The 17,069-nt window shown below is 62.2% G+C and carries 21 protein-coding genes and 2 tRNA genes; 9 read left to right on the top strand and 14 right to left on the bottom strand.

Annotated features, from left to right (window positions below):
• Positions 1–101: 101 nt before the first annotated feature.
• The 6 genes from J2753_RS06125 to J2753_RS06100 all read right to left on the bottom strand — a co-directional run bounded on the left by J2753_RS06125 (position 102) and on the right by J2753_RS06100 (position 3,189).
• On the bottom strand, positions 102–395 hold the full coding sequence (locus J2753_RS06125; RefSeq protein WP_209491041.1) for a hypothetical protein: 294 nt from the start codon (positions 393–395) through the stop codon (positions 102–104).
• A gap of 324 nt (positions 396–719) precedes the next feature.
• Complete coding sequence (locus J2753_RS06120) at positions 720–1,160, bottom strand: hypothetical protein (RefSeq protein WP_209491040.1); 441 nt, start codon at positions 1,158–1,160, stop codon at positions 720–722.
• Positions 1,161–1,378: 218 nt separating this feature from the next.
• On the bottom strand, positions 1,379–1,960 hold the full coding sequence (locus J2753_RS06115; protein WP_209491039.1) for a hypothetical protein: 582 nt from the start codon (positions 1,958–1,960) through the stop codon (positions 1,379–1,381).
• A 180-nt stretch (positions 1,961–2,140) separates the two neighbouring features.
• Entirely contained in the window at positions 2,141–2,410 is a 270-nt protein-coding gene (locus J2753_RS06110; RefSeq protein ID WP_209491038.1) for a hypothetical protein, read from the bottom strand.
• A 243-nt stretch (positions 2,411–2,653) separates the two neighbouring features.
• Positions 2,654–2,935: a hypothetical protein gene (locus J2753_RS06105; protein ID WP_209491037.1), complete on the bottom strand. Its 282-nt coding sequence runs from the start codon at positions 2,933–2,935 to the stop codon at positions 2,654–2,656.
• A gap of 183 nt (positions 2,936–3,118) precedes the next feature.
• Positions 3,119–3,189 (bottom strand) — tRNA-Gly (locus J2753_RS06100).
• Positions 3,190–3,491: 302 nt separating this feature from the next.
• Between J2753_RS06100 and J2753_RS06095 the strand changes: the two genes are divergently transcribed.
• Both J2753_RS06095 and J2753_RS06090 read left to right on the top strand, forming a co-directional pair.
• Positions 3,492–4,010 (top strand): hypothetical protein, encoded by a 519-nt coding sequence (locus J2753_RS06095; protein ID WP_209491036.1) that lies wholly within the window; start codon positions 3,492–3,494, stop codon positions 4,008–4,010.
• A gap of 128 nt (positions 4,011–4,138) precedes the next feature.
• Entirely contained in the window at positions 4,139–4,348 is a 210-nt protein-coding gene (locus J2753_RS06090; protein ID WP_209491035.1) for a hypothetical protein, read from the top strand.
• Positions 4,349–4,397: 49 nt separating this feature from the next.
• Here the strand turns inward: J2753_RS06090 and J2753_RS06085 are convergent, their stop codons facing one another.
• Together J2753_RS06085 and J2753_RS06080 are read right to left on the bottom strand one after the other, a co-directional pair.
• Positions 4,398–5,429: an NAD(P)/FAD-dependent oxidoreductase gene (locus J2753_RS06085; protein ID WP_209491034.1), complete on the bottom strand. Its 1,032-nt coding sequence runs from the start codon at positions 5,427–5,429 to the stop codon at positions 4,398–4,400.
• Between the two features lie 64 nt (positions 5,430–5,493).
• Positions 5,494–6,468: an MBL fold metallo-hydrolase gene (locus J2753_RS06080; RefSeq protein WP_209491033.1), complete on the bottom strand. Its 975-nt coding sequence runs from the start codon at positions 6,466–6,468 to the stop codon at positions 5,494–5,496.
• 137 nt (positions 6,469–6,605) lie between these two features.
• Between J2753_RS06080 and J2753_RS06075 the strand changes: the two genes are divergently transcribed.
• The gene (locus J2753_RS06075) at positions 6,606–7,733 is read left to right on the top strand and encodes a DnaJ domain-containing protein (protein WP_209491032.1); all 1,128 of its coding nucleotides are present in this window, start codon (positions 6,606–6,608) and stop codon (positions 7,731–7,733) included.
• Here the strand turns inward: J2753_RS06075 and J2753_RS06070 are convergent, their stop codons facing one another.
• Positions 7,734–8,363, bottom strand: a complete 630-nt coding sequence (locus J2753_RS06070; RefSeq protein ID WP_209491031.1) for a uracil-DNA glycosylase family protein — start codon at positions 8,361–8,363, stop codon at positions 7,734–7,736.
• 93 nt (positions 8,364–8,456) lie between these two features.
• Here J2753_RS06070 and J2753_RS06065 point away from each other — a divergent pair, with 93 nt between their 5' ends.
• Entirely contained in the window at positions 8,457–8,960 is a 504-nt protein-coding gene (locus J2753_RS06065; RefSeq protein ID WP_209491030.1) for a DUF5797 family protein, read from the top strand.
• 20 nt (positions 8,961–8,980) lie between these two features.
• On the opposite strand, the gene J2753_RS06060 is transcribed toward J2753_RS06065, so the two are convergent.
• The 3 genes from J2753_RS06060 to J2753_RS06050 all read right to left on the bottom strand — a co-directional run bounded on the left by J2753_RS06060 (position 8,981) and on the right by J2753_RS06050 (position 11,710).
• On the bottom strand, positions 8,981–10,285 hold the full coding sequence (locus tag J2753_RS06060; RefSeq protein ID WP_209491029.1) for an MFS transporter: 1,305 nt from the start codon (positions 10,283–10,285) through the stop codon (positions 8,981–8,983).
• An 87-nt stretch (positions 10,286–10,372) separates the two neighbouring features.
• Positions 10,373–11,173: an HD domain-containing protein gene (locus J2753_RS06055; protein WP_209491028.1), complete on the bottom strand. Its 801-nt coding sequence runs from the start codon at positions 11,171–11,173 to the stop codon at positions 10,373–10,375.
• Between the two features lie 42 nt (positions 11,174–11,215).
• Entirely contained in the window at positions 11,216–11,710 is a 495-nt protein-coding gene (locus J2753_RS06050; protein WP_209491027.1) for a redoxin domain-containing protein, read from the bottom strand.
• A 93-nt stretch (positions 11,711–11,803) separates the two neighbouring features.
• On the opposite strand from J2753_RS06050, the gene J2753_RS06045 reads away from it, so the two are divergent.
• On the top strand, positions 11,804–12,082 hold the full coding sequence (locus tag J2753_RS06045; RefSeq protein WP_209491026.1) for a Sec-independent protein translocase subunit TatA/TatB: 279 nt from the start codon (positions 11,804–11,806) through the stop codon (positions 12,080–12,082).
• Positions 12,083–12,127: 45 nt separating this feature from the next.
• Positions 12,128–12,200, top strand: a tRNA-Arg gene (locus J2753_RS06040).
• 178 nt (positions 12,201–12,378) lie between these two features.
• On the opposite strand, the gene J2753_RS06035 is transcribed toward J2753_RS06040, so the two are convergent.
• Positions 12,379–13,215, bottom strand: a complete 837-nt coding sequence (locus J2753_RS06035; RefSeq protein WP_209491025.1) for a proline dehydrogenase family protein — start codon at positions 13,213–13,215, stop codon at positions 12,379–12,381.
• A 235-nt stretch (positions 13,216–13,450) separates the two neighbouring features.
• On the opposite strand from J2753_RS06035, the gene J2753_RS06030 reads away from it, so the two are divergent.
• From J2753_RS06030 to J2753_RS06020, 3 genes are read left to right on the top strand one after another with little or no spacing between them, the layout of a single operon-like run.
• A complete protein-coding gene (locus J2753_RS06030) occupies positions 13,451–14,914 on the top strand; it encodes a sodium-dependent transporter (protein WP_209491024.1) in 1,464 nt (487 codons plus the stop codon).
• Position 14,915: 1 nt separating this feature from the next.
• A complete protein-coding gene (locus tag J2753_RS06025; RefSeq protein WP_209491023.1) occupies positions 14,916–15,239 on the top strand; it encodes a hypothetical protein in 324 nt (107 codons plus the stop codon).
• Positions 15,236–16,267 (top strand): proline racemase family protein, encoded by a 1,032-nt coding sequence (locus J2753_RS06020; protein WP_209491022.1) that lies wholly within the window; start codon positions 15,236–15,238, stop codon positions 16,265–16,267. The genes J2753_RS06025 and J2753_RS06020 overlap by 4 nt, the downstream gene beginning before the upstream one ends.
• A gap of 3 nt (positions 16,268–16,270) precedes the next feature.
• Here the strand turns inward: J2753_RS06020 and J2753_RS06015 are convergent, their stop codons facing one another.
• Positions 16,271–16,996, bottom strand: coding sequence for a helix-turn-helix domain-containing protein (locus J2753_RS06015; protein ID WP_209491021.1), 726 nt, complete (start codon positions 16,994–16,996; stop codon positions 16,271–16,273).
• Positions 16,997–17,069 lie beyond the last annotated feature (73 nt).

Here is a 17,069-nt window from a genome sequence, read left to right as displayed (position 1 = left end):
ACCGAACACCTTGATTCCCCTACTAATATATCACCACAATACTCGATTCCAGATACAACCCTCTGAATCGTCCGTACTATCGGGCTCTTCAACCCCATCTACTAATCTACTAGAACAAGATTCTCCACTGGATAGGGATTAGCTTCTCCTTCACCATCGGCGTCGTAGTGCCACAGATGCCCCTCAACCTCGTACAGGTACGACTTACTCCCCTCCGATTCGACCTTCACGACTTCCCCAAACTCGGAATCCTCCTCCCAACCTAACACCCTCAACGGCGAAACCGGCCACTCAAAGAACTTCACTTCATCACCTTCAGCTAAATCACGGAAAGTCTCTAAATCACCATCGGTAGGTTCCCGAGCGTCCATACTCGGTTCATGGCTAATCGTCATAGCCAGCCAAATACTCCCGACTCACTTAACGATGCCACAGACTAAGTGCTCTGCATCCAGTCAACCGCATACTCCAAAGCCTCAGCACGGTCACTGAATTCCTCGGAGTAGCGAACCTGTCCACCCCAAACGGTTTTTCTCACTTCCCACGACCCGACCTCCCCATCAATCACGCACGAAGCACACTGCGAACCACGGCCATCATACCGAACGAACGAAATTTGTCCGTTTTCCCCCACTCCGTCGAAATCCCAATAACCCGTTTCGGTAGACTGCTCGAACGGAAGAACCGTGGCCAACACAGAGGTCTCGATGAACTCCCTCCTAAACATCGTATGTAACATTCACCCCCACTTCCGTCAACTCGATACTGGCAGGAACATCAGACAAAGCCAGCAACCTCTCTCCTTCCTCTTTCTGCAAAATGGCATTTTCAATCTGATTTTCTGCACCCCACTCATTGTTGAGTCTCATCCCGTTCTTCTCCCGAGGGCACACGTGGACAGTCATCTGAAAGTCGCAGTCCAAATCACGCGTATCCGTGACGGCGAGGATATCGAGGTCTTGCCTGCGATATCCATCGATGTGAGAGGCAGGAACTTTGTCAGTATCGTAGTAGACCTCCTTGCTCGGGCTAATATCGTCATCAGTGACGCCGACGACCACGCCAGACGACGGCCCAGACGCCGCCGACGCGCTCCCCGACACGCCGACTCCCAATCCCAGCGTGGCGACAACTCCTTTCAGAACTTGCCTCCTATCCATACTACAAAAATCGCAATACAATCACTTAGCCACGTCCATTTTTTCGACCTCAAACATTACCAACAGGTTCAGCCAACTCTCCCTCTCAACATTACCAACAGCCAGAGAAAACCAGTATTGAGCATCGTGAATCCCCCACCGTCGAATCTATCGAATAATGTGAATTCACTGTGTGAATTCACCCATTCAACACTGTGGTTACGGTATTGCGACACCACTCAATAGACCCCCGGGGGGAAGACAAGCGAAGCACGAACCCAATTTTCCAGAACGAACGAACCATAGAACAGCAGGGCCACGAATAGCCAGTCCAAGTAAAGATTATGACGAGGGAAGAGGAGACAGGGGAGCCTGAGTATCAGGAGAGGCAGGGCAACGACCGACGACAACACCGAGGACAAGGGCTGGGCACGCGAGACATTCAAGAAAACACCAGAGACATCAACAAAGCTCGGGGGTGAGAACCTCGCACAACCAACCCCAACGAAGAGGAAAAGAAGAGAGAACCAGAAATGCACCTCTACGATACTCCAGAACACCAGAAAAGAGGCGACGGCGACGACGGCCAAACAAATAGGAGCAAACGAGATAAGTGCAAGTTGTCCCGGAGTAGGATTCCTCATTTCCACGATGTAGTGCGAGCCCTGATGTCCTCGGTCTCGATACGCGACGCCAAGCCTCGACGCCATAACCATATGCAGATACTCGTGGGCGAGTAGGAACCGATAGAACACGGCACCTACTGCTTTCAGAACTAGGATTAGGACGCCTACGAAAAACCCCAGAACCCAGCCAATCATCAGTCATTCTCGGCTCCGCATCGGGGACAAATCCACCAAGAAGCACGGTAGATATCCCGATTCTTGTAAGTGTCCAGATTCCCCCCACAGCAATCACCAGTGAGGAATCCGCACTTCACGCATTCATAGGTGGTCTTCACCGACTGGTCGCAGAGGTCACAGTAACTAGCCATACCTGTATCACCCCAAGATGAAGCCGACATCCTCATCCTCAAGCTTCTCCCTCATCGTGTCCGCCCGACTATCCTCCAACTCCTCGATTCGGTCAGTCCACACCGTCTGAAACGCCTCCACCGTCGATTCAAGGTCTTCTTCGCTGTCCACCGTCAACGAGAACATTCCGAGCGAAGCATCAATGCGGGTGTCGCCCGCGCCCAATTCCTCTTTGAGTTCGGACTTGAGTTCCGCCTTCTTCCGATTCAGCTTCTCTTCAATTTCGTCTTCGTCCATGTCTCTACAGAACGTCTCCGACATAATGGACTCATGATTAACTTGCACTATACCAATAGGGTTAAAAAAGTAATAGAGGTGATATGAAGGATGAAAAACCGATAAACGAACGAATCAAGGAACAATTCGAAGAGTGCGAAAGCGACGAGGGGTGGTATCGATGCAAAGTGTGCGGAGTGAAACACTACTACGGCCAGTCGAGAAAATCCGACCTCCTACGCCACCTCGATTCGCACGACTAACCTATTCCCAATCTTCGCCGCGCCCCGGATAAGACGATTCCACTTCCCGCTCCGCAAGCAACTCCGCCGCCTCACTAATTAGCTGACTGTCCCCATTTCGTTCCTCCCCAACATCTGCAGAGACCTCCCTCAAGAGCACCGCGCACAGTTCGAGAGCTTGGTAGTGGTCGCTGAATTCGGACTCATCAACGCCCTGCCGTGTCCTGTGGGTCTCCTCCATTCCATCCCGAAGCTCGGTTATCTCATCAACAAGGCGGTCTACCTCAGTAATGTCCATCGACATACCCCAGTGCAAGTTATGTGCGAACTTAATACCGTGGCACACCCATATCCTACTGGAACCGCAGGATAGCGACGACCCAGAACCCAATCCATTATGCAATCTTCCGCCGAAGAACAGTTTGAATCGTCCGAGCCCACTGCTGTCTGGCGATTAACTGTGTCTTCGGAGGATAATGGCGCGAAATGCACCGGCCGGGATTTGAACCCGGGCCATGAGCTTGGAAGGCTCAGGTCCTGCCACTAGACCACCGGTGCGCACTCGGAACAACTACTGGGGGAAATAAGGATGTTCTGATGTTCTGAGGCCAACCCATAACGGCCACAGGGCCGCGCCATGGAACCCCTCCTGCCGGTCTACGGTGGTGAGCGCATAAATGTCGAAGTACGCCGGCTGGGCCGCTCGCGAGACCGGCAACGTGGACATCGGCGACTGGGACACCTCCGGCGCCGGCTCCATCACGGACGTCGATGGGGTCGTCCAGTGGGAGCGCGTATTCTCACCGGTATTCACCCCATCATTTTCAAGCCAAACTCCCGTATCACGAGGAACACGGAAGATGAATAGCTCGCACAAACGAGACGTCCTCGTCGCGCTCGTCCTCACCACGCTACTAACTGTCGTCTGGCTCGTCGTCCACGAACTCATCCACCTCGCCATCAACGTCGCCGCCACCGGCGAGATCGCGACGCACGGCAACTTCGGCCCGTTCAGCCTCGAGGGGATCACGCTGACCACCCACTACACCCCGGGTGGTGTCGGGGCCTGGAATAACCTGCTCACGCCGGTGATCGTGTCGCTGCTGGGGCTGGTCGCCGTCCACTACTCCGACCGGATTGAGTGGCACCCACTTCGCTGGGCCGTGGCCGCCGTCGGAATCACCGCCTGGGCGCACGACGCGCTGTACTCGATGGGGGTCCTGACGATCCCCGTCTTCATCGACGGCGGCGTCCATCACACCGGCGACGGGACTCACGCCCTCGCCGTGTTCGGCCCCGTCGCGATGATCCCCGGTATGCTCATTCTCGGGTTCGGGGTCTGGATCGTGATGGGGCGAGTGCAGTACGAGCGGGGGTGAATCGGCAGGATTCGTCTTCTAAGCCCGGCGCTGTAACTGACGCCCCCCAGTGGGCCGAACGTCCGGAGAGCTATTGCGGCAGCCCAGATCGGGAACGAGGCGACGACGAACTCGTTCCCGCTGTCGGGTTGGTTGAACTCGTCGAGGCTGATGTCGCGCTCGAAGCCTTCGACGACGAGGCTCATGTCGCCGGCCCCGACGAGCTCGCCGATGACGGCCGAGACGTCCGCAGCCACGGGCGTGTCGGTGACGAGTTCGGGATCCACCTCACCGCTGCAGCAGGCGAGACCAACGCTCCCGAGTCCACCGAAGGGAGGGTAGCAGCGACGGTGACCTAACGGTTGATAGGCCGACACCAAATAGGTTGAAAACTGACAGAAGAGTTAGTCAGTCGTCGTCGGTCGCCGGCGCCTCGGCGTGGCGTTCTGCCGCCGCCTCCCGGAGCTCCTCGGACACGGCGGGCGTCGCCGCCGGATCGACGCTCTCGCCGTCGAGTTCGGCCAGCGACTTGGGGTACTCCCGGAGGTCGTAGTGGACCGCGATGCCCGCCTTCGCCCCCTGGCCCATCGCGACGGGGATCTGGTTGTGGCCTGGCGTCAGGTCACCGACGGCGAACACGCCCTCGACGGAGGTGCGGCCGTGGTCGTCGACCTCCACGGGCCCCTCGTCCTCGTCGACGCGCTTGAGCCCCAGCACGTCGGCGAGTTCGGCGTGGTAGTCCGAGCCGAACATGGGGAAGCCGCCGCGGTACTCCCGGACCGTGCCGTCCGCGAACTCGAAGGACTCCAGCCAGCCGTCCTCGTCGTTGTTCATCCCCGTGATTTCCTCGTCGATCACGTCCACCGGGTGGGCGCGTAGCTGTTCGTCGGTGGTGTCGCTCCACTCCGGCGCCGACCCGCGCAGCAGCAGGTCCACGTCCTCGGTGAAGTTGAGCATGATCATCGCGACGTGGGCCGCGCTCTCGCCGGTGCCCATCACGTACACCGACTCGTCGATGAACATGTAGGCGTCACAGTGCAGGCAGTAGTGGAGGCCGCGGCCGGTGCGGGGCAGTGGCGGGTCCGGGCGCTCGTCGGAGAACCCCGTCGCGAGGACGACCCGGTCGGCGGTGTAAGTGTCGTCGCCGACATCGAGTCGGAACTCTCCCTCCTCGCCGTGGATGTCCGAGACCAGCCCACGGACGGTGTCGGCGCCGTAGGACTCGATCTGCTGTTTCGCGGTCTGGAGCAGTTCGTTCCCGGAGGTCTCCTCGGTGATGCCGATGACGTTGTGGGTGTCCTGCATCATCGCCGCCCGGCCGCCGCCGCGGTCGATGAGGACCGTGTCGTGGCCGAGTCGGGTGGTGTAGAGTGCGCTCGTCAACCCTGCGGGGCCGCCGCCGACGACGGCGACCTGGTAGTCGTTGTCGGCTTCGCTCATACCCTCTCTCCGGCCGTCCGACGTAAAAACGCACCACTCGTGTGCGTCACGAGCGCGAAGCCGTTCAGGGCGACGGGAACAGCGCGTCGACATCCGGGTCGTCGACGATCAGCCGGTACTCCGTCGCTTCTCGTTCGACGATGCCGTGGCGCTCCAGATGGTCGAGGTGGGCGAACGCCTCGCCCGGCCCGTGGAGGATGTGGATCGTCTCGAGTTCACCGAACAGGTGGTGGCTCACGGTCCACACGTCGCAGGCGCTGTGGCGCTCCAGCACGTCGACGACGTTCTCGGTTCGCTCGCGGTGGTGACTCAGGATCTCTCGGGCGCGGCCCGCGGGGTCATCGATTGGGTCGCGGTGGCCGGGGAGCGCGCGCTCCCAGTCGCGCTCGACGATCTCCACGAGACTGTCGGCGTACTGCTCCAGCGGTGCCTCCACCCGCACGTCGGCGCCGCCGACGTTGGGCGTGTACTTCGGCAGGATGGCGTCGCCGACGAACGCCTCGCGTCGGCCTTCGCGCTCGACCGCAAAGGCGGTCAGCCCTGCGGCGTGGCCAGGCAGATGGACCGCCTCGAACGTCAGCCCGTTCACGTCGAACGTATCGCCATCGGAGAACGGCGTCACGTCGACGGTCTCGCCACGGAGATCGGAGTGCCCATCGAGGAAGGCGAGTAGCTCCTCCCGGGGCTCGTCAGGGAGCTGCCACGCCTCCAGCATCTCCTGCTGGCGCGTGCGCTCCTCGAGCAGCGACGACTCCTCGCCCGCGATCAGCGGCGCGTCCGCCTCGTGGGCGTGGACCGTCGCGCCACTGGCCTGCTGGATCTCCCCCGCTAGACCAGCGTGGTCGTTGTGCCAGTGTGTGAGGAAGATCCGGTCCACGTCGGCGAATTCGACGCCGTGCTCGGCTAACCCCTCGACGAGGTCGGTTCGCGTCGGCTCCGTGGCGACGCCGGTGTCGACGAGCACGGTCTCCTCGCCCTGCAGGAGGTAGACGTTGTTCTGCCCCTCGAAGACGGAGTTCCCGAGCCGGATACGCTCCATGGGGGCCGTCCTCAGCGGGCGCCCAAGAGGGTTCCCACTTGGCACGTCTCGGGGGCCGGCGGACCTGTCAGACAGCGGCTTCTTTCCGTCGGCGCCACGGCGGTAGATTCAAACACGGACTGGGCGTAGCGGGAGGCATGCCGGCGGACCTCTACGACGTTCTCGGTACCTCCGACGACGCCTCCGCCGAGGAGATCAAGCGAGCGTACCGAGAGCGGGTTCGGGAGTACCACCCAGACGTGAACGACCACCCCGAGGGGGACGCCCAGTTCAAACTGATCCGAACGGCCAACGACGTGCTCTCGGACCCGGGCCAGCGCAAGGACTACGACCGGATGGGCCACCGGGAGTACGTCGAGAAGCGCCTCGACGACCTACCGGCGGTCTCCGTGTTCCCCGACGAAGACCTCCCTGACGGCACGACGACGGACACCGTGTCGACGACGGGAACGTCGACGACGGCCACAACCGGATCGTCGACGAGTACGACGAGCACAACACGCACGACGAGCGGTCGCTCCCAGTCCTCGCGGAACGGCCGCTCGCACACGTCCCAGGACTCGAGCGGGGGCACGACCGACTCCGGATCGTCTGAGTCTGGGACATCGTCGACCCAGACCGGGTCGACCAGCGGCGGAGCGACCAGCGACACAACGACGAGCGACATCGGCAGCCAAACCACCAACGAGCAGACGAGTACGTCCGGCGCCGAACGCGACTCCTGGGACGCGGCTGCATCGGCGCGCGCGACGACGACCGAGTCGGAGTCGACCGTCCCGGCGGGCGTCCGTCGACGCCGCGGACTGAAGCGCTGGTACGGCGTCGTCTTCGTCTCGCTGCTGGCGTATCTCGGCGGGCTGGGGCTCTACGCCTACGGCCGGCTGGGAGCGGTTCGTGGAGCGATCAGTGACATCACAGCTGCCCCGGTGGCGACGCTGCTCGGGGCATTCCCACTGTCGTCGCCGACGGCGTACCTGCTCGACGCCGCGCGAGCGGCGACAGCCGGGACGCCGGCGCCCGGGCTGCTGCTGCTCGCCGGGACCGTCCTGCTCCCGCTGGTGGTGCTGACCACCGTCGGTCGATTCGGGCGCGGGGCCGCGTGGATGTACGCGCTGCCGTCGCTCGCACCAGCGGTGTGTTTCGGCCTCTGGTACGTCCTGGCCGTGCCGACATGGCTCGCGCTGGTGGGACTGATCGTCTTGCCGATCCTGAGTGGCGGCGGCTTCCTCGTCGACGTGGGGCGGTATCTCCGCGCGACGCGCTGATCAGCGGACGTGATAGGACTCGCCGCCCGGCGTGAACCGCCCGAGGTCCGTTTCTCTGCGGAAATCCGTCGACTGGAGTTCGAGGAGCGACTCGACGAGTCGTTCGTCGTCGTCCGTGTCCCACTCAGCGGGGTCCTTGATCGGGAGGACGAGCCAACCGCTGCCGAGTAGCTCCTCCCCGTGGAGCTGATCCATGTCGATCTCGGTCCGGTAGGCTTGGGCGGTGTACGTCTCGAGGACGTGCCGCGTCGCGCGCTCGCCGACGGGGAGGAGCACATGGGCCGCGATGGCCCGCAGTTCGGCGTCGAAGAAGCGCTCCATCTCGACGTAGTCGGCGTCGCTCCGTCGGTCCTCGGCGACGCACATGTTGAGGTACGAGAGGAACGTCCGGTCCACCTCGGGGTCGTCGCCGACGGTCTGGAGCAGGCCGGCGTCCCGGAGCGCGCGCTGGAGCCGTTCGGCAGCGTCGGTGCCGGTGAACGGGACGCCCGTCTCGGCGCCGCCGTGGACGCCGGGGTGGTCGCCGACGACGTGGAAATCGGCGTTGGCGTCGCCGTAGCCCGGGACGAACCGCCCATAGGGCGGCGTCATGCCGAAGGGGTTCGACACCCGGTCGGTGACGTGTTGCACGGGGACGGGTAGTCGGGAGGGAGGTTTATCTGGCGCGGTTCCGCTGCGCCGCGACCGGAATAGCCATACGCACCGACGCCCCAGCCACGCCCAATGAGTCTGAGCGACGAGGCGAAAGAGCGCCTCGCCGACATCGTCACCCTCCAGCCGACCAAGAACAAGGAGCTACAGGACCGCTGGGGGATGGAGTCCGGCAGCGAGGTCCACCAGTATCTCGAGGACGAACTGAGCGACTACTACTACCGCGACGACGACAGCCTGATCCGCGCGACTGAGGAGGGCGTCGACCTCGTCGATGTCGAACCGAGCGTCCCCGCCGAGGACACCGAGGGCGTCCCGGAACTGATTCGGGTGCTCGAACTCCACGCGCAGGTGCTCGAGGTGCTCGCGGGCCCCGAGGAGCGCTCCGAGAGCGTCGTGAGCGTGCTCCAGAAGCTCCGAGCCGAGTTCGATATCGACCCCGACGTCGAGGAGGTTCGGGACGCGCTGGGGAGCCTGCGCCGGAAGAACGTCGTCGAGGTTGAGTATCGCACAGTGCCGACGTTCCGACTCGCGGCCGAGCGCGACTCGTTCGAGGTCGAGGCGCTGGAGGACTGAGCGGTCGGGGGACCCGAGTGTCAGTCGTCGAGAGACGGGTCGACGCCCTCAGGCTCTTTCGAGAGCGTGTGGGTGAGCCAGAACACCCCGGTAGCGAAGATGACGAACACAGAAGCGGTGAGGAACGCCTCGACCGTTCCGACGAAATCCTTTATCAGCCCGACCCCGAGCGGGCCGGCGGTCTGGCCGATCTTCCAGGAGATCGAGCGCAGCGACATCGCGCTGGCGACCGAGTCGTACTTCTCCCCCTCCTCGACGAACAGCGCCATGCTCGCAGGCAGGCGGATCGAGTCGCCGATCCCGAGCACGGCATAGGCGCCGAACAGGACGAGGAAGCCACCCCCCAGTTCCTGCCCGTGGCCGAAGTAGCCGAGGTAGAACCGGCCCACCATCTCCTCGGCCGGCAGGGAGAGCGGAATGAGCGCGATGCCGATGCCGTACACCAGCGCGCCCGCGGCGACGAACTTCGCGCGGTCGCCGATCCGGTCGGTCAGGTCGCCGACGTAGCCCTGAAACAGCGACTTGGTCAGCTTCCCGCCCGCGAGGATCCAGCCGATGGCGAACGCGCCGATGCCGAACTCGGTGCTTGCGAGGATCGGGAGGAAGATGATCACCGCCATCTTCCCGACCGAGAACGACAGCCGGAACAGCACCAGCGAGCGCAGTATCGGCAGTTTGAGCAGTTTCTTGACCGTGCCGACGCCCGACTGGGCCTCGGGGTCGTCGACGCCGCCGCCGGGGTTGTCACGGAGGTTGGAGTAGACGAGGACGAACGCGAGGATGGTCACGGCCGTGAGCACCGCGAACACCACGCGGGACTGGAGCGGGTCGTAGATCGTCAGCAGGAGGCCCCCCACCACGTCGCCGGCGAGCGAGGAGAACGCTGCGACCTGGTTGTAGGATCCCAGCCAGCGCCCGCTCTCGTCGTCGGGGGAGATCTGCCCGACGACGGTCGACCCCGTGATCCAGAGCATGCTCGCGCCGATGCCCTGCAGCATCCGGACGAAGATCACGTCGACAGAATTGCTGACGAACATGTAGCCCAAGAAGACGAAGACGTTGACCACCAGCCCCCCGAGCAGCCAGCGCTTGGCGTTGCCGGTGTCGATCTTCCGCCCCAGCGGCAGCACGATCAGCAGTTGGACGACTGCGAACGCCGTGCCCCACATCCCCTCGATGAAGCCGGAGGTGCCGAAGGCGTCGGCGTAGAGCGCGAGCGCGATGATGATGGTCGAGTACGCCTGGCTCCGGGCGAAGGCGGTCCCCGCCAGCGCGAGGAACTCCCGATCCCGGAGCAGCGCGACCGAGTTTCCGAAGCGAGCCACTATCGGTCAGTCCGACGAGACAGCGAGGCAAAAAAGAATCCATCCCCCGCGCGGATTTCCGCCGATGAGCGGCAGCCGTCGCCGGTTTTAGAGTTCGATTCGCTCGACCAGGTCGTCGTCGCTCTTGGTGTTGATGGCGACGATACGGACCACGTCCTCGATGGTCGAGTCGTGGAGCTTCGACTTGAGGAGATTGTCGACCTGATAGACGCCGGCGGCGTTGATCATCTCGATCTCGACCATCACCGGCGTCGCGTCGCCAGGTTCGAGGCTGACCCGCCGGATCGCCTGACTCGACAGCGTGTTGATCCCGCGACCGCCCTCCTCGTAGGGGATGCGCGAGCGGCCGTGCTCCATGTCCAGCGCGTCGGCGACGCGGATCACGCCCGCCTCCCGGGTCAGCGGCGTCTCCGGAGTATGGTGACAGAGTATCGCATGGAGCACCTCGGCTTTCACGCGCACCTTCGCGGGGATCTCGTAGAACCGGTCGAGGAATCGGTCGAGGAAATCCGCCGCCAGCGGGATCGAGTAGTAGGCGTGGTCGTCGCGGTGGACGATGTGGCCGATGTCGTGGAGCGTCGCCGCCAGCGCGATGATCACGGGTTCGTCGGCCTCGTCGAGGCCCTGATCGCTGGCGCCGTTGAACGCCACGTCGCCGGCTTTGAGAAGGTCGTAGAGCCTGAGCGCGCGGTTCCGGACGATCTCGATGTGTTTGCTCCCGTGGTCGTTGTACCCCTTGCGGGTGACGGCATTGACGTTCTGGGCGTCGAGATACGCGACGAGTTCGGGGTCCTCGAGCAGTTCGGGGAGGACGCGGTTGAGACGTTCGTCGGGGAAGGCGTGGCTGGCCTCGGGATCGTACTCGTAGCCGGCGGAGTCGGTGGCCATAGCCGTACCTCGCGCGGCGAGCGGAAAAAGAGCGTCGGGGCGTTAGTCGGCAGCCGCGCGCACGGCCTCCTCGACGGCCTCGTAGTCGGGTTCCTGCCCGGAGTCGTCGGCCAGCCAGCGATACGTGACCCGACCCTCGGCGTCGACGACGAACACCGAGCGTTGGGCGGTGCCGTCGATGCCGAGGCGCTCGAACTGCGTCCGGACGCCGTAGTCGGCGGCGATGGCGGCGACGTTGTCGGAAACGAGGGGGAACGGCAGCGACTCCGCCTCGCGGAACTCGGCGAGCGCCCACGGGAGGTCGGTACTGATCCCCAGCACCGTCGCCTCGCCGCTCGCCAGCGGGCCGAGTCGGTCCCGGAACGTACAGAACTCGGTGGTACAGGTGTTCGAGAACGCGGCAGGGTAGAACGCCAGCACGGTCGGCGTCCCGTCGAAATACGCGTCGAGTGAGCGCGAGGTGATCCCCTCGTCGTCGGCGACCGGGGCGGTGAACTGCGGGGCCGCATCGCCGACGGCAGGTGCGGAGTCGTCCATATCCCCGCGTGGGGCGTCGACGCCAAAAGCACTCCCCCGTCGTCCCGATATCCAAAAGGCCTATAGTCGGGAGTGAGGTACATCCGCATAGAGATGTTCCAGATTGCGCCGCTCCAAGTACCGATTCCCGGGGGTCCCGAGCTCATCATCATCCTCCTCGTGCTCGTGCTCCTGTTCGGCGCGAACAAGATCCCGAAGCTGGCTCGTTCGACCGGGCAGGCGATGGGTGAGTTCCAGAAGGGCCGACAAGAGCTGAACCAGGAGCTCGAAGATATGAAAGAGGGTCCGGAGGCGGAGGCCAGCGGCTCCTCGGAGAGTTCGACGACCGCAGAGAGCGTCGAAGACGAGGAAGAGACGGCGACCAACGAGTAACGCGGAAGCGGGTTCTTTTGACCCCCGACCCAGTAGCGGCGGGTAGGGCGTGTGGCCTAGCGGACAGGGCGAGGGGTTCCTAACTCCTCGATCGTGGGTTCGAATCCCACCACGCCCGTTTTCCGGCGAGCGAAGCGAGCCGTGAAAACGGCTCAGTGGGATTCCGAAGCAGGGAGCGGGAGGCGATTGCGTCACTTCGCGAACGGGTAAGGCGTTGAAGAATCTGACTGCAGGACGTTTCTGTCCCCCTATTCGGCGTTGTAACGGGGTTTGTCGTCAGTGCCTGTCAGACTGTGTCAGGGCAAGATAGCGCGGGCCGCGAACAGGAGGTTCTCCTTGCGCTCCCGGATTCGGCGGTAGAAGTAGGACAGCCATCTGTCGCCGTACGGGATGTACTGGTTGACTTCGTACCCCGCTTTCGCGAGCTCGTACTGTGCGTCGGTCCGGACCCCCATCAGCATCTGAACTTCGAACTCAGTCTGATGCGCTTCCCCAAGCGCTTTTGCGTAGTCGATCATCGCAGGGTCGTGACTTCCGACGGCGATCCCACTATCGAACGTCTGGAACATGTATTCCAGATTCTCTCGATAGGCCTGATTGACCCGTTCTTTCTCCTGATACGCGACAGTCTCGGGCTCGTCGTACGCCCCTTTGACGAGCCGTACCTTTCCGGGAACGTCGGCGAGTCTCTCGAGGTCGCTGCTCGTCCGCTTGAGGTTTGCCTGCACACAGAGTCCAACATCACCCCCATACCGAGACGCGAACCGTGAGAACGCATCCAGCGTGACATCGGTGGTGGTGTGGTCCTCCATATCGACCCACACGAACACGTCGCTGTCGTTGGCGGCTTCGATGATCCGACCGAGGTTCTCCACGAACACGTCTTCCCCGGCGTCGATTCCGATCTGTGACGGTTTGACCGAGACCGACGTAATGAGGTCTGTGGCTTCGAGTTCGGCGAGAACTGCGAGATACTGTTTGACGTCTTCCTCCGCAGCCTCACGTGTTTCGTAATGTTCACCCAGCAGATTCAGTATCCCGCCGATGCCGCCCTGGTTGAGATCAGAAACGTGGTCGAGCGCCTCGCTTGCTGACTCACCGGCAACGAACCGACTCGCAATAGGCGGGATCATCTTTTGCGACGACGATACAGAGCCACCTCAATAGATCACCTACCAAAGTATCATCCAATACTGAGTTGGAAATTGGACGGTTTTTTCTCGCGTGTTCCGAAAAGTAGCGCCAGTAGTCGAACGGACATATAGACGCTGATATGGAGGTATATAGGCAACGTGTCCCGTTTGTAACAGCCTCGTATGATAGGTGGTGGATATAATTACCCCCTTCCGCATCGTTTTTGTGGACCATATGGGAGACTCAGAGACGAGAACAGCAAGAGAAGAATGGGGCACTCGGTTCGGCTTCCTCATGGCACTGGTCGGCGCCATGGTCGGGGCCGGTAACATCTGGCGAATGCCGTTCACCACGGGGCAGAACGGTGGCGGTGCGTTCCTCGTTGCGTACGTTCTCCTGTTGTATGTGATCGCCGTTCCCGGCCTCATGGCTGAGACGATGCTCGGGCGGTACACCAACAAGGGCGTTATCGGTGCGTTCAACGAGATTCTTGAGGGGAAAAGTTTCCGTGGGCTGGGACTCGTCGTTCTCCTCGTCAACGTGGCGTTGATGTCGTACTATGCGCCGATTATCGGGTGGTCGCTGTACTACGCCGCCCACTCGTTCCTGATGACGTTCACCCAACCCGGGTTCCAAGCGCAAGCGTTCTGGAGCGGGTTCATCTCGAATCAAGCGCTCGTCATCGGGATGCATACGGTGACGATGGCCGGCCTCGCTGGAATCCTCGTCTTCGGGATCCGCCGGGGGATCGAGCGCGTGGTCAAGTGGATGATTCCGCTTCTCGTCTTGTCCCTTATCGCGGTCGGGATTCGTGGCATCACCCTTCCGGGCGGGATGGAGGGGCTAGCGTTCGTCTTTACTCCTGAGTGGTCGTTCCTGACTCGCGGGAGCACGTGGGTCGCAGCACTCAGCCAGGCCCTCTTCTCGACGGGGTTAGGGTGGGGTATCGCACTCACGTACGGGAGTTATCTGAATCGGTACGACGACGTGCCGTTGGGTGGCGGGATGTTCACCGCCATCGGGAACACGAGCATCGGCCTGCTGGCGGTGTTCGCAACGTTCCCGATCGTCTTCGCGTTCGGAATCGAACCGGCCGCGGGGTCGAATCTGCTGTTCATCTCGCTGGCAGAGGTGTTCCCGGCACTGCCCGGCGGAGCGGTATGGGCAATCGTCTTTTTCGTCTCGTTTTTCTTCGCGACGTTCACCTCCGGGCTCGGAATCACTGAAGTCGGCGTGACGACTGTCGCCGAGGAAACGCGTCTCTCACGAACGGGCGCGGTGCTCGCGGTCTGTGGATCGATCTGGCTGCTTGGGCTCCCAAGCGCGTACTCGACGTCGTTCCTCGACCAGATGGACTTCATGTTCGGGAGCTTCGGTCTCCCGCTCGCGACGCTTTCGATCATCGCGCTCGTCGCATGGAAGATCGGCCCGGAACGCGCCCGCGTCATCGACCTCAATCGGAACGCCGGCATGTACGTGGGACGATGGTGGAACCCCGTCGTCAAATACCTCGTCCCCGCAGTCGTCGTGTTCATTCTGGGGTACGGCGTCATCACGAGTATCGGAACGGACAATCAGTTCCTGATGCTATTGGGTGTCGGCGTCATGCTGGCGCTCGTCGTTGTCAGTATCGTCGTGATGTATCTCATCGAGAACGTGCGCAGTTCTCAGGTCGCCGCGTCGGAGGGGGGTGATTGAGATGGCACTCTCACCCGTCGCGTGGGCGACGATGTTCGTTTCGATCATCCTGCTGCCGGGCGTCGCGAGCGCCATCCTCATCAGGTCGCTCCGATCCGAGGAACGGAAACTGGAGCTACTCGACAGTCAGGGGAAGGTCGACAGCTACTCGCCGCGCGCGCTCCGTGAACTCGAGGAGTGGATCGAAGCGAACCCGAACGACCCGTACGCCCCTGAGGCGCGAGAGCGGTACAACGAGTGCGTGCGCTCGCTCCGGGAGGTCGACGAACCGTACTACGACTGGTCCGACGAGCAGATAGCGGGACTGGAGACGATCCAGGAATGAAGGTGGACGTGAACCTCGAAACCCTGCCTACCGAGGAGACGTTCACCACCCTCGATACCCACACGGCGGGAGAACCGACTCGGATTCTCCTCGACGGGTTCGACCCTTCGACCCTGGAGGGCGAGAGCGTCCGCGCCAAGCGTGACTCCTTTGCCGACCGGTACGACCGGGTTCGGGAACTCCTCCTGAAGGAGCCCCGCGGCCACGACAACATGTTCGGCGCTGTTCTCGTCGAACCCCACGCCGACGACGCTGCCCTCGGCGTGTTCTTCATGGACAGCAAGGGGTATCTGGACATGTGCGGTCACGGGACCATCGGCGTCGTCGCAGCGCTCGTAAAGTTGGGGCAGCTCTCCTCCGACCAGACGATACAGGTGGAAACACCGGCAGGCGTCGTCGAAGCAGAGCTACAGTACGCCGACGGCGGCGTCGAAGCAGTCACCATCGAGATGGTCGACTCGTTCGTCTACGAGACGGTGACAGTGTCTGTGCCGTTTTTGGACTCGCCGCTCGAGGTCGACGTTGTCTACGCTGGCAACTTCTTCGCGATGGTCGACTGTCAACAGCTGGAGGGCTCCCTCGAGACGGCCCGAACGGCCCAGTTCGTCGAGTGGGGGCTCGCCATTCGGGAGGCCATCAACGAGGAACTCGACATCGTGCATCCGTTCACGGATGAACAGGCCCAGGTCTCGATCACGGAGATCTACGAGTCCGGCGACGACGCGGATCGGAGTATCGTGGTCTTCGGTAACGGACAGGTGGACCGCTCCCCCTGCGGGACCGGCACGTGCGCGAAGATGGCACTGCTACACGAGGCCGGGAAGCTCTCGGTCGGGGAGCCGTACGCCTACGAAAGTATTATCGGAACGCGGTTTCAGGGCCGACTCATCGACGCCTCCGAGCAAAACGGCATCACGGTGACTACCCCCACGATCACCGGCTCTGCCTGGATTACGGGGACGCACACGTTCGTCAAAGAGCCGCGAGACCAGATGGACGGGTTCACTCTCTATTCGGCGGACGAGTAGCCGCTATTCGTACTGGTTGAGGAGTTTTGCTTCAGCTTTTCGCAGGTGTTCGAGCAGCGTCGTTTTCGAAATATCCAGTTCGTCCGCCAGTTCGCGTGTCGTCGTCTCCCGTGGCCAGGCGTAGTAGTTGTGCGCACAGGCGAGATCCAGCACTTCCCGCTGTCGATCTGAAAGCCGATCCGTTCGATGGCTGATGTCGCCTTCGGCCTTCGTAACGGAGGAAATCTTCGTGACCGTGATTTCGGCGTCTTTCGCCGCTTCGAGCGACCCGAGTCGGTCGTCGAGATCACCCTCGCCGGTATCGATGACCGGCCAGTGCTCCCAGCCATCGTTGACCCGGACGGGTGCGTCGTGGACGAACCCGTACTCGAGCAGCGCGTTCGTGATGCTGTTGTCCGGGTCGTACTCCACCATGATCTCCCGGGTCGTGTTCCCGATGTTCGAGGAGTTCTTGTCGAACTCGTGTCGCGGAGTTAGTTCGGTGATGGAGTCCGTTAGCCGCGACTCTCTTGCCGTCTCGATGAGTTCGGTCACTTCCGCGATGTGATCAGCGAAGACGGTGAAGTGCCCTTTGACGGTGTCCTGTGGGGTGTTGTAGACGGTATGTGCGACGATGCCGGCCGCCGTCTCCTCGGTCACTTCGAGTGTCCAGCAGTCTGCGTGCTGGATTTTCAGTGTCAACCTCGTCGTCCCGGCCGGTTCCTCTTCGGATATAGTATTCTCTGACATTATGATCTCCGTTCCTCGACGACGCCGATATAGTCCCTACCATGGTCGGAATCTACTAAGTACCTGGCTAATA

This window comes from Halolamina salifodinae (assembly GCF_017874235.1).
Taxonomy (GTDB): Archaea; Halobacteriota; Halobacteria; order Halobacteriales; family Haloferacaceae; genus Halolamina; species Halolamina salifodinae.
The sequence above is the reverse complement of the archived record's forward strand: the minus strand, read 5'-3'. Positions and strand labels throughout refer to the sequence as shown.

Bases quoted from the DNA above. Each gene is read 5' to 3' on its own strand.
- J2753_RS06125 (WP_209491041.1), bottom strand. From the start codon at position 395: ATGACGATTAGCCATGAACCGAGTATGGACGCTCGGGAACCTACCGAT.
- J2753_RS06120 (WP_209491040.1), bottom strand. From the start codon at position 1,160: ATGGATAGGAGGCAAGTTCTGAAAGGAGTTGTCGCCACGCTGGGATTG.
- J2753_RS06115 (WP_209491039.1), bottom strand. From the start codon at position 1,960: ATGATTGGCTGGGTTCTGGGGTTTTTCGTAGGCGTCCTAATCCTAGTT.
- J2753_RS06110 (WP_209491038.1), bottom strand. From the start codon at position 2,410: ATGGACGAAGACGAAATTGAAGAGAAGCTGAATCGGAAGAAGGCGGAA.
- J2753_RS06105 (WP_209491037.1), bottom strand. From the start codon at position 2,935: ATGTCGATGGACATTACTGAGGTAGACCGCCTTGTTGATGAGATAACC.
- J2753_RS06095 (WP_209491036.1), top strand. From the start codon at position 3,492: ATGAATAGCTCGCACAAACGAGACGTCCTCGTCGCGCTCGTCCTCACC.
- J2753_RS06085 (WP_209491034.1), bottom strand. From the start codon at position 5,429: ATGAGCGAAGCCGACAACGACTACCAGGTCGCCGTCGTCGGCGGCGGC.
- J2753_RS06080 (WP_209491033.1), bottom strand. From the start codon at position 6,468: ATGGAGCGTATCCGGCTCGGGAACTCCGTCTTCGAGGGGCAGAACAAC.
- J2753_RS06075 (WP_209491032.1), top strand. From the start codon at position 6,606: ATGCCGGCGGACCTCTACGACGTTCTCGGTACCTCCGACGACGCCTCC.
- J2753_RS06065 (WP_209491030.1), top strand. From the start codon at position 8,457: ATGAGTCTGAGCGACGAGGCGAAAGAGCGCCTCGCCGACATCGTCACC.
- J2753_RS06055 (WP_209491028.1), bottom strand. From the start codon at position 11,173: ATGGCCACCGACTCCGCCGGCTACGAGTACGATCCCGAGGCCAGCCAC.
- J2753_RS06050 (WP_209491027.1), bottom strand. From the start codon at position 11,710: ATGGACGACTCCGCACCTGCCGTCGGCGATGCGGCCCCGCAGTTCACC.
- J2753_RS06045 (WP_209491026.1), top strand. From the start codon at position 11,804: ATGTTCCAGATTGCGCCGCTCCAAGTACCGATTCCCGGGGGTCCCGAG.
- J2753_RS06035 (WP_209491025.1), bottom strand. From the start codon at position 13,215: ATGATCCCGCCTATTGCGAGTCGGTTCGTTGCCGGTGAGTCAGCAAGC.
- J2753_RS06030 (WP_209491024.1), top strand. From the start codon at position 13,451: ATGGGAGACTCAGAGACGAGAACAGCAAGAGAAGAATGGGGCACTCGG.
- J2753_RS06025 (WP_209491023.1), top strand. From the start codon at position 14,916: ATGGCACTCTCACCCGTCGCGTGGGCGACGATGTTCGTTTCGATCATC.
- J2753_RS06020 (WP_209491022.1), top strand. From the start codon at position 15,236: ATGAAGGTGGACGTGAACCTCGAAACCCTGCCTACCGAGGAGACGTTC.
- J2753_RS06015 (WP_209491021.1), bottom strand. From the start codon at position 16,996: ATGTCAGAGAATACTATATCCGAAGAGGAACCGGCCGGGACGACGAGG.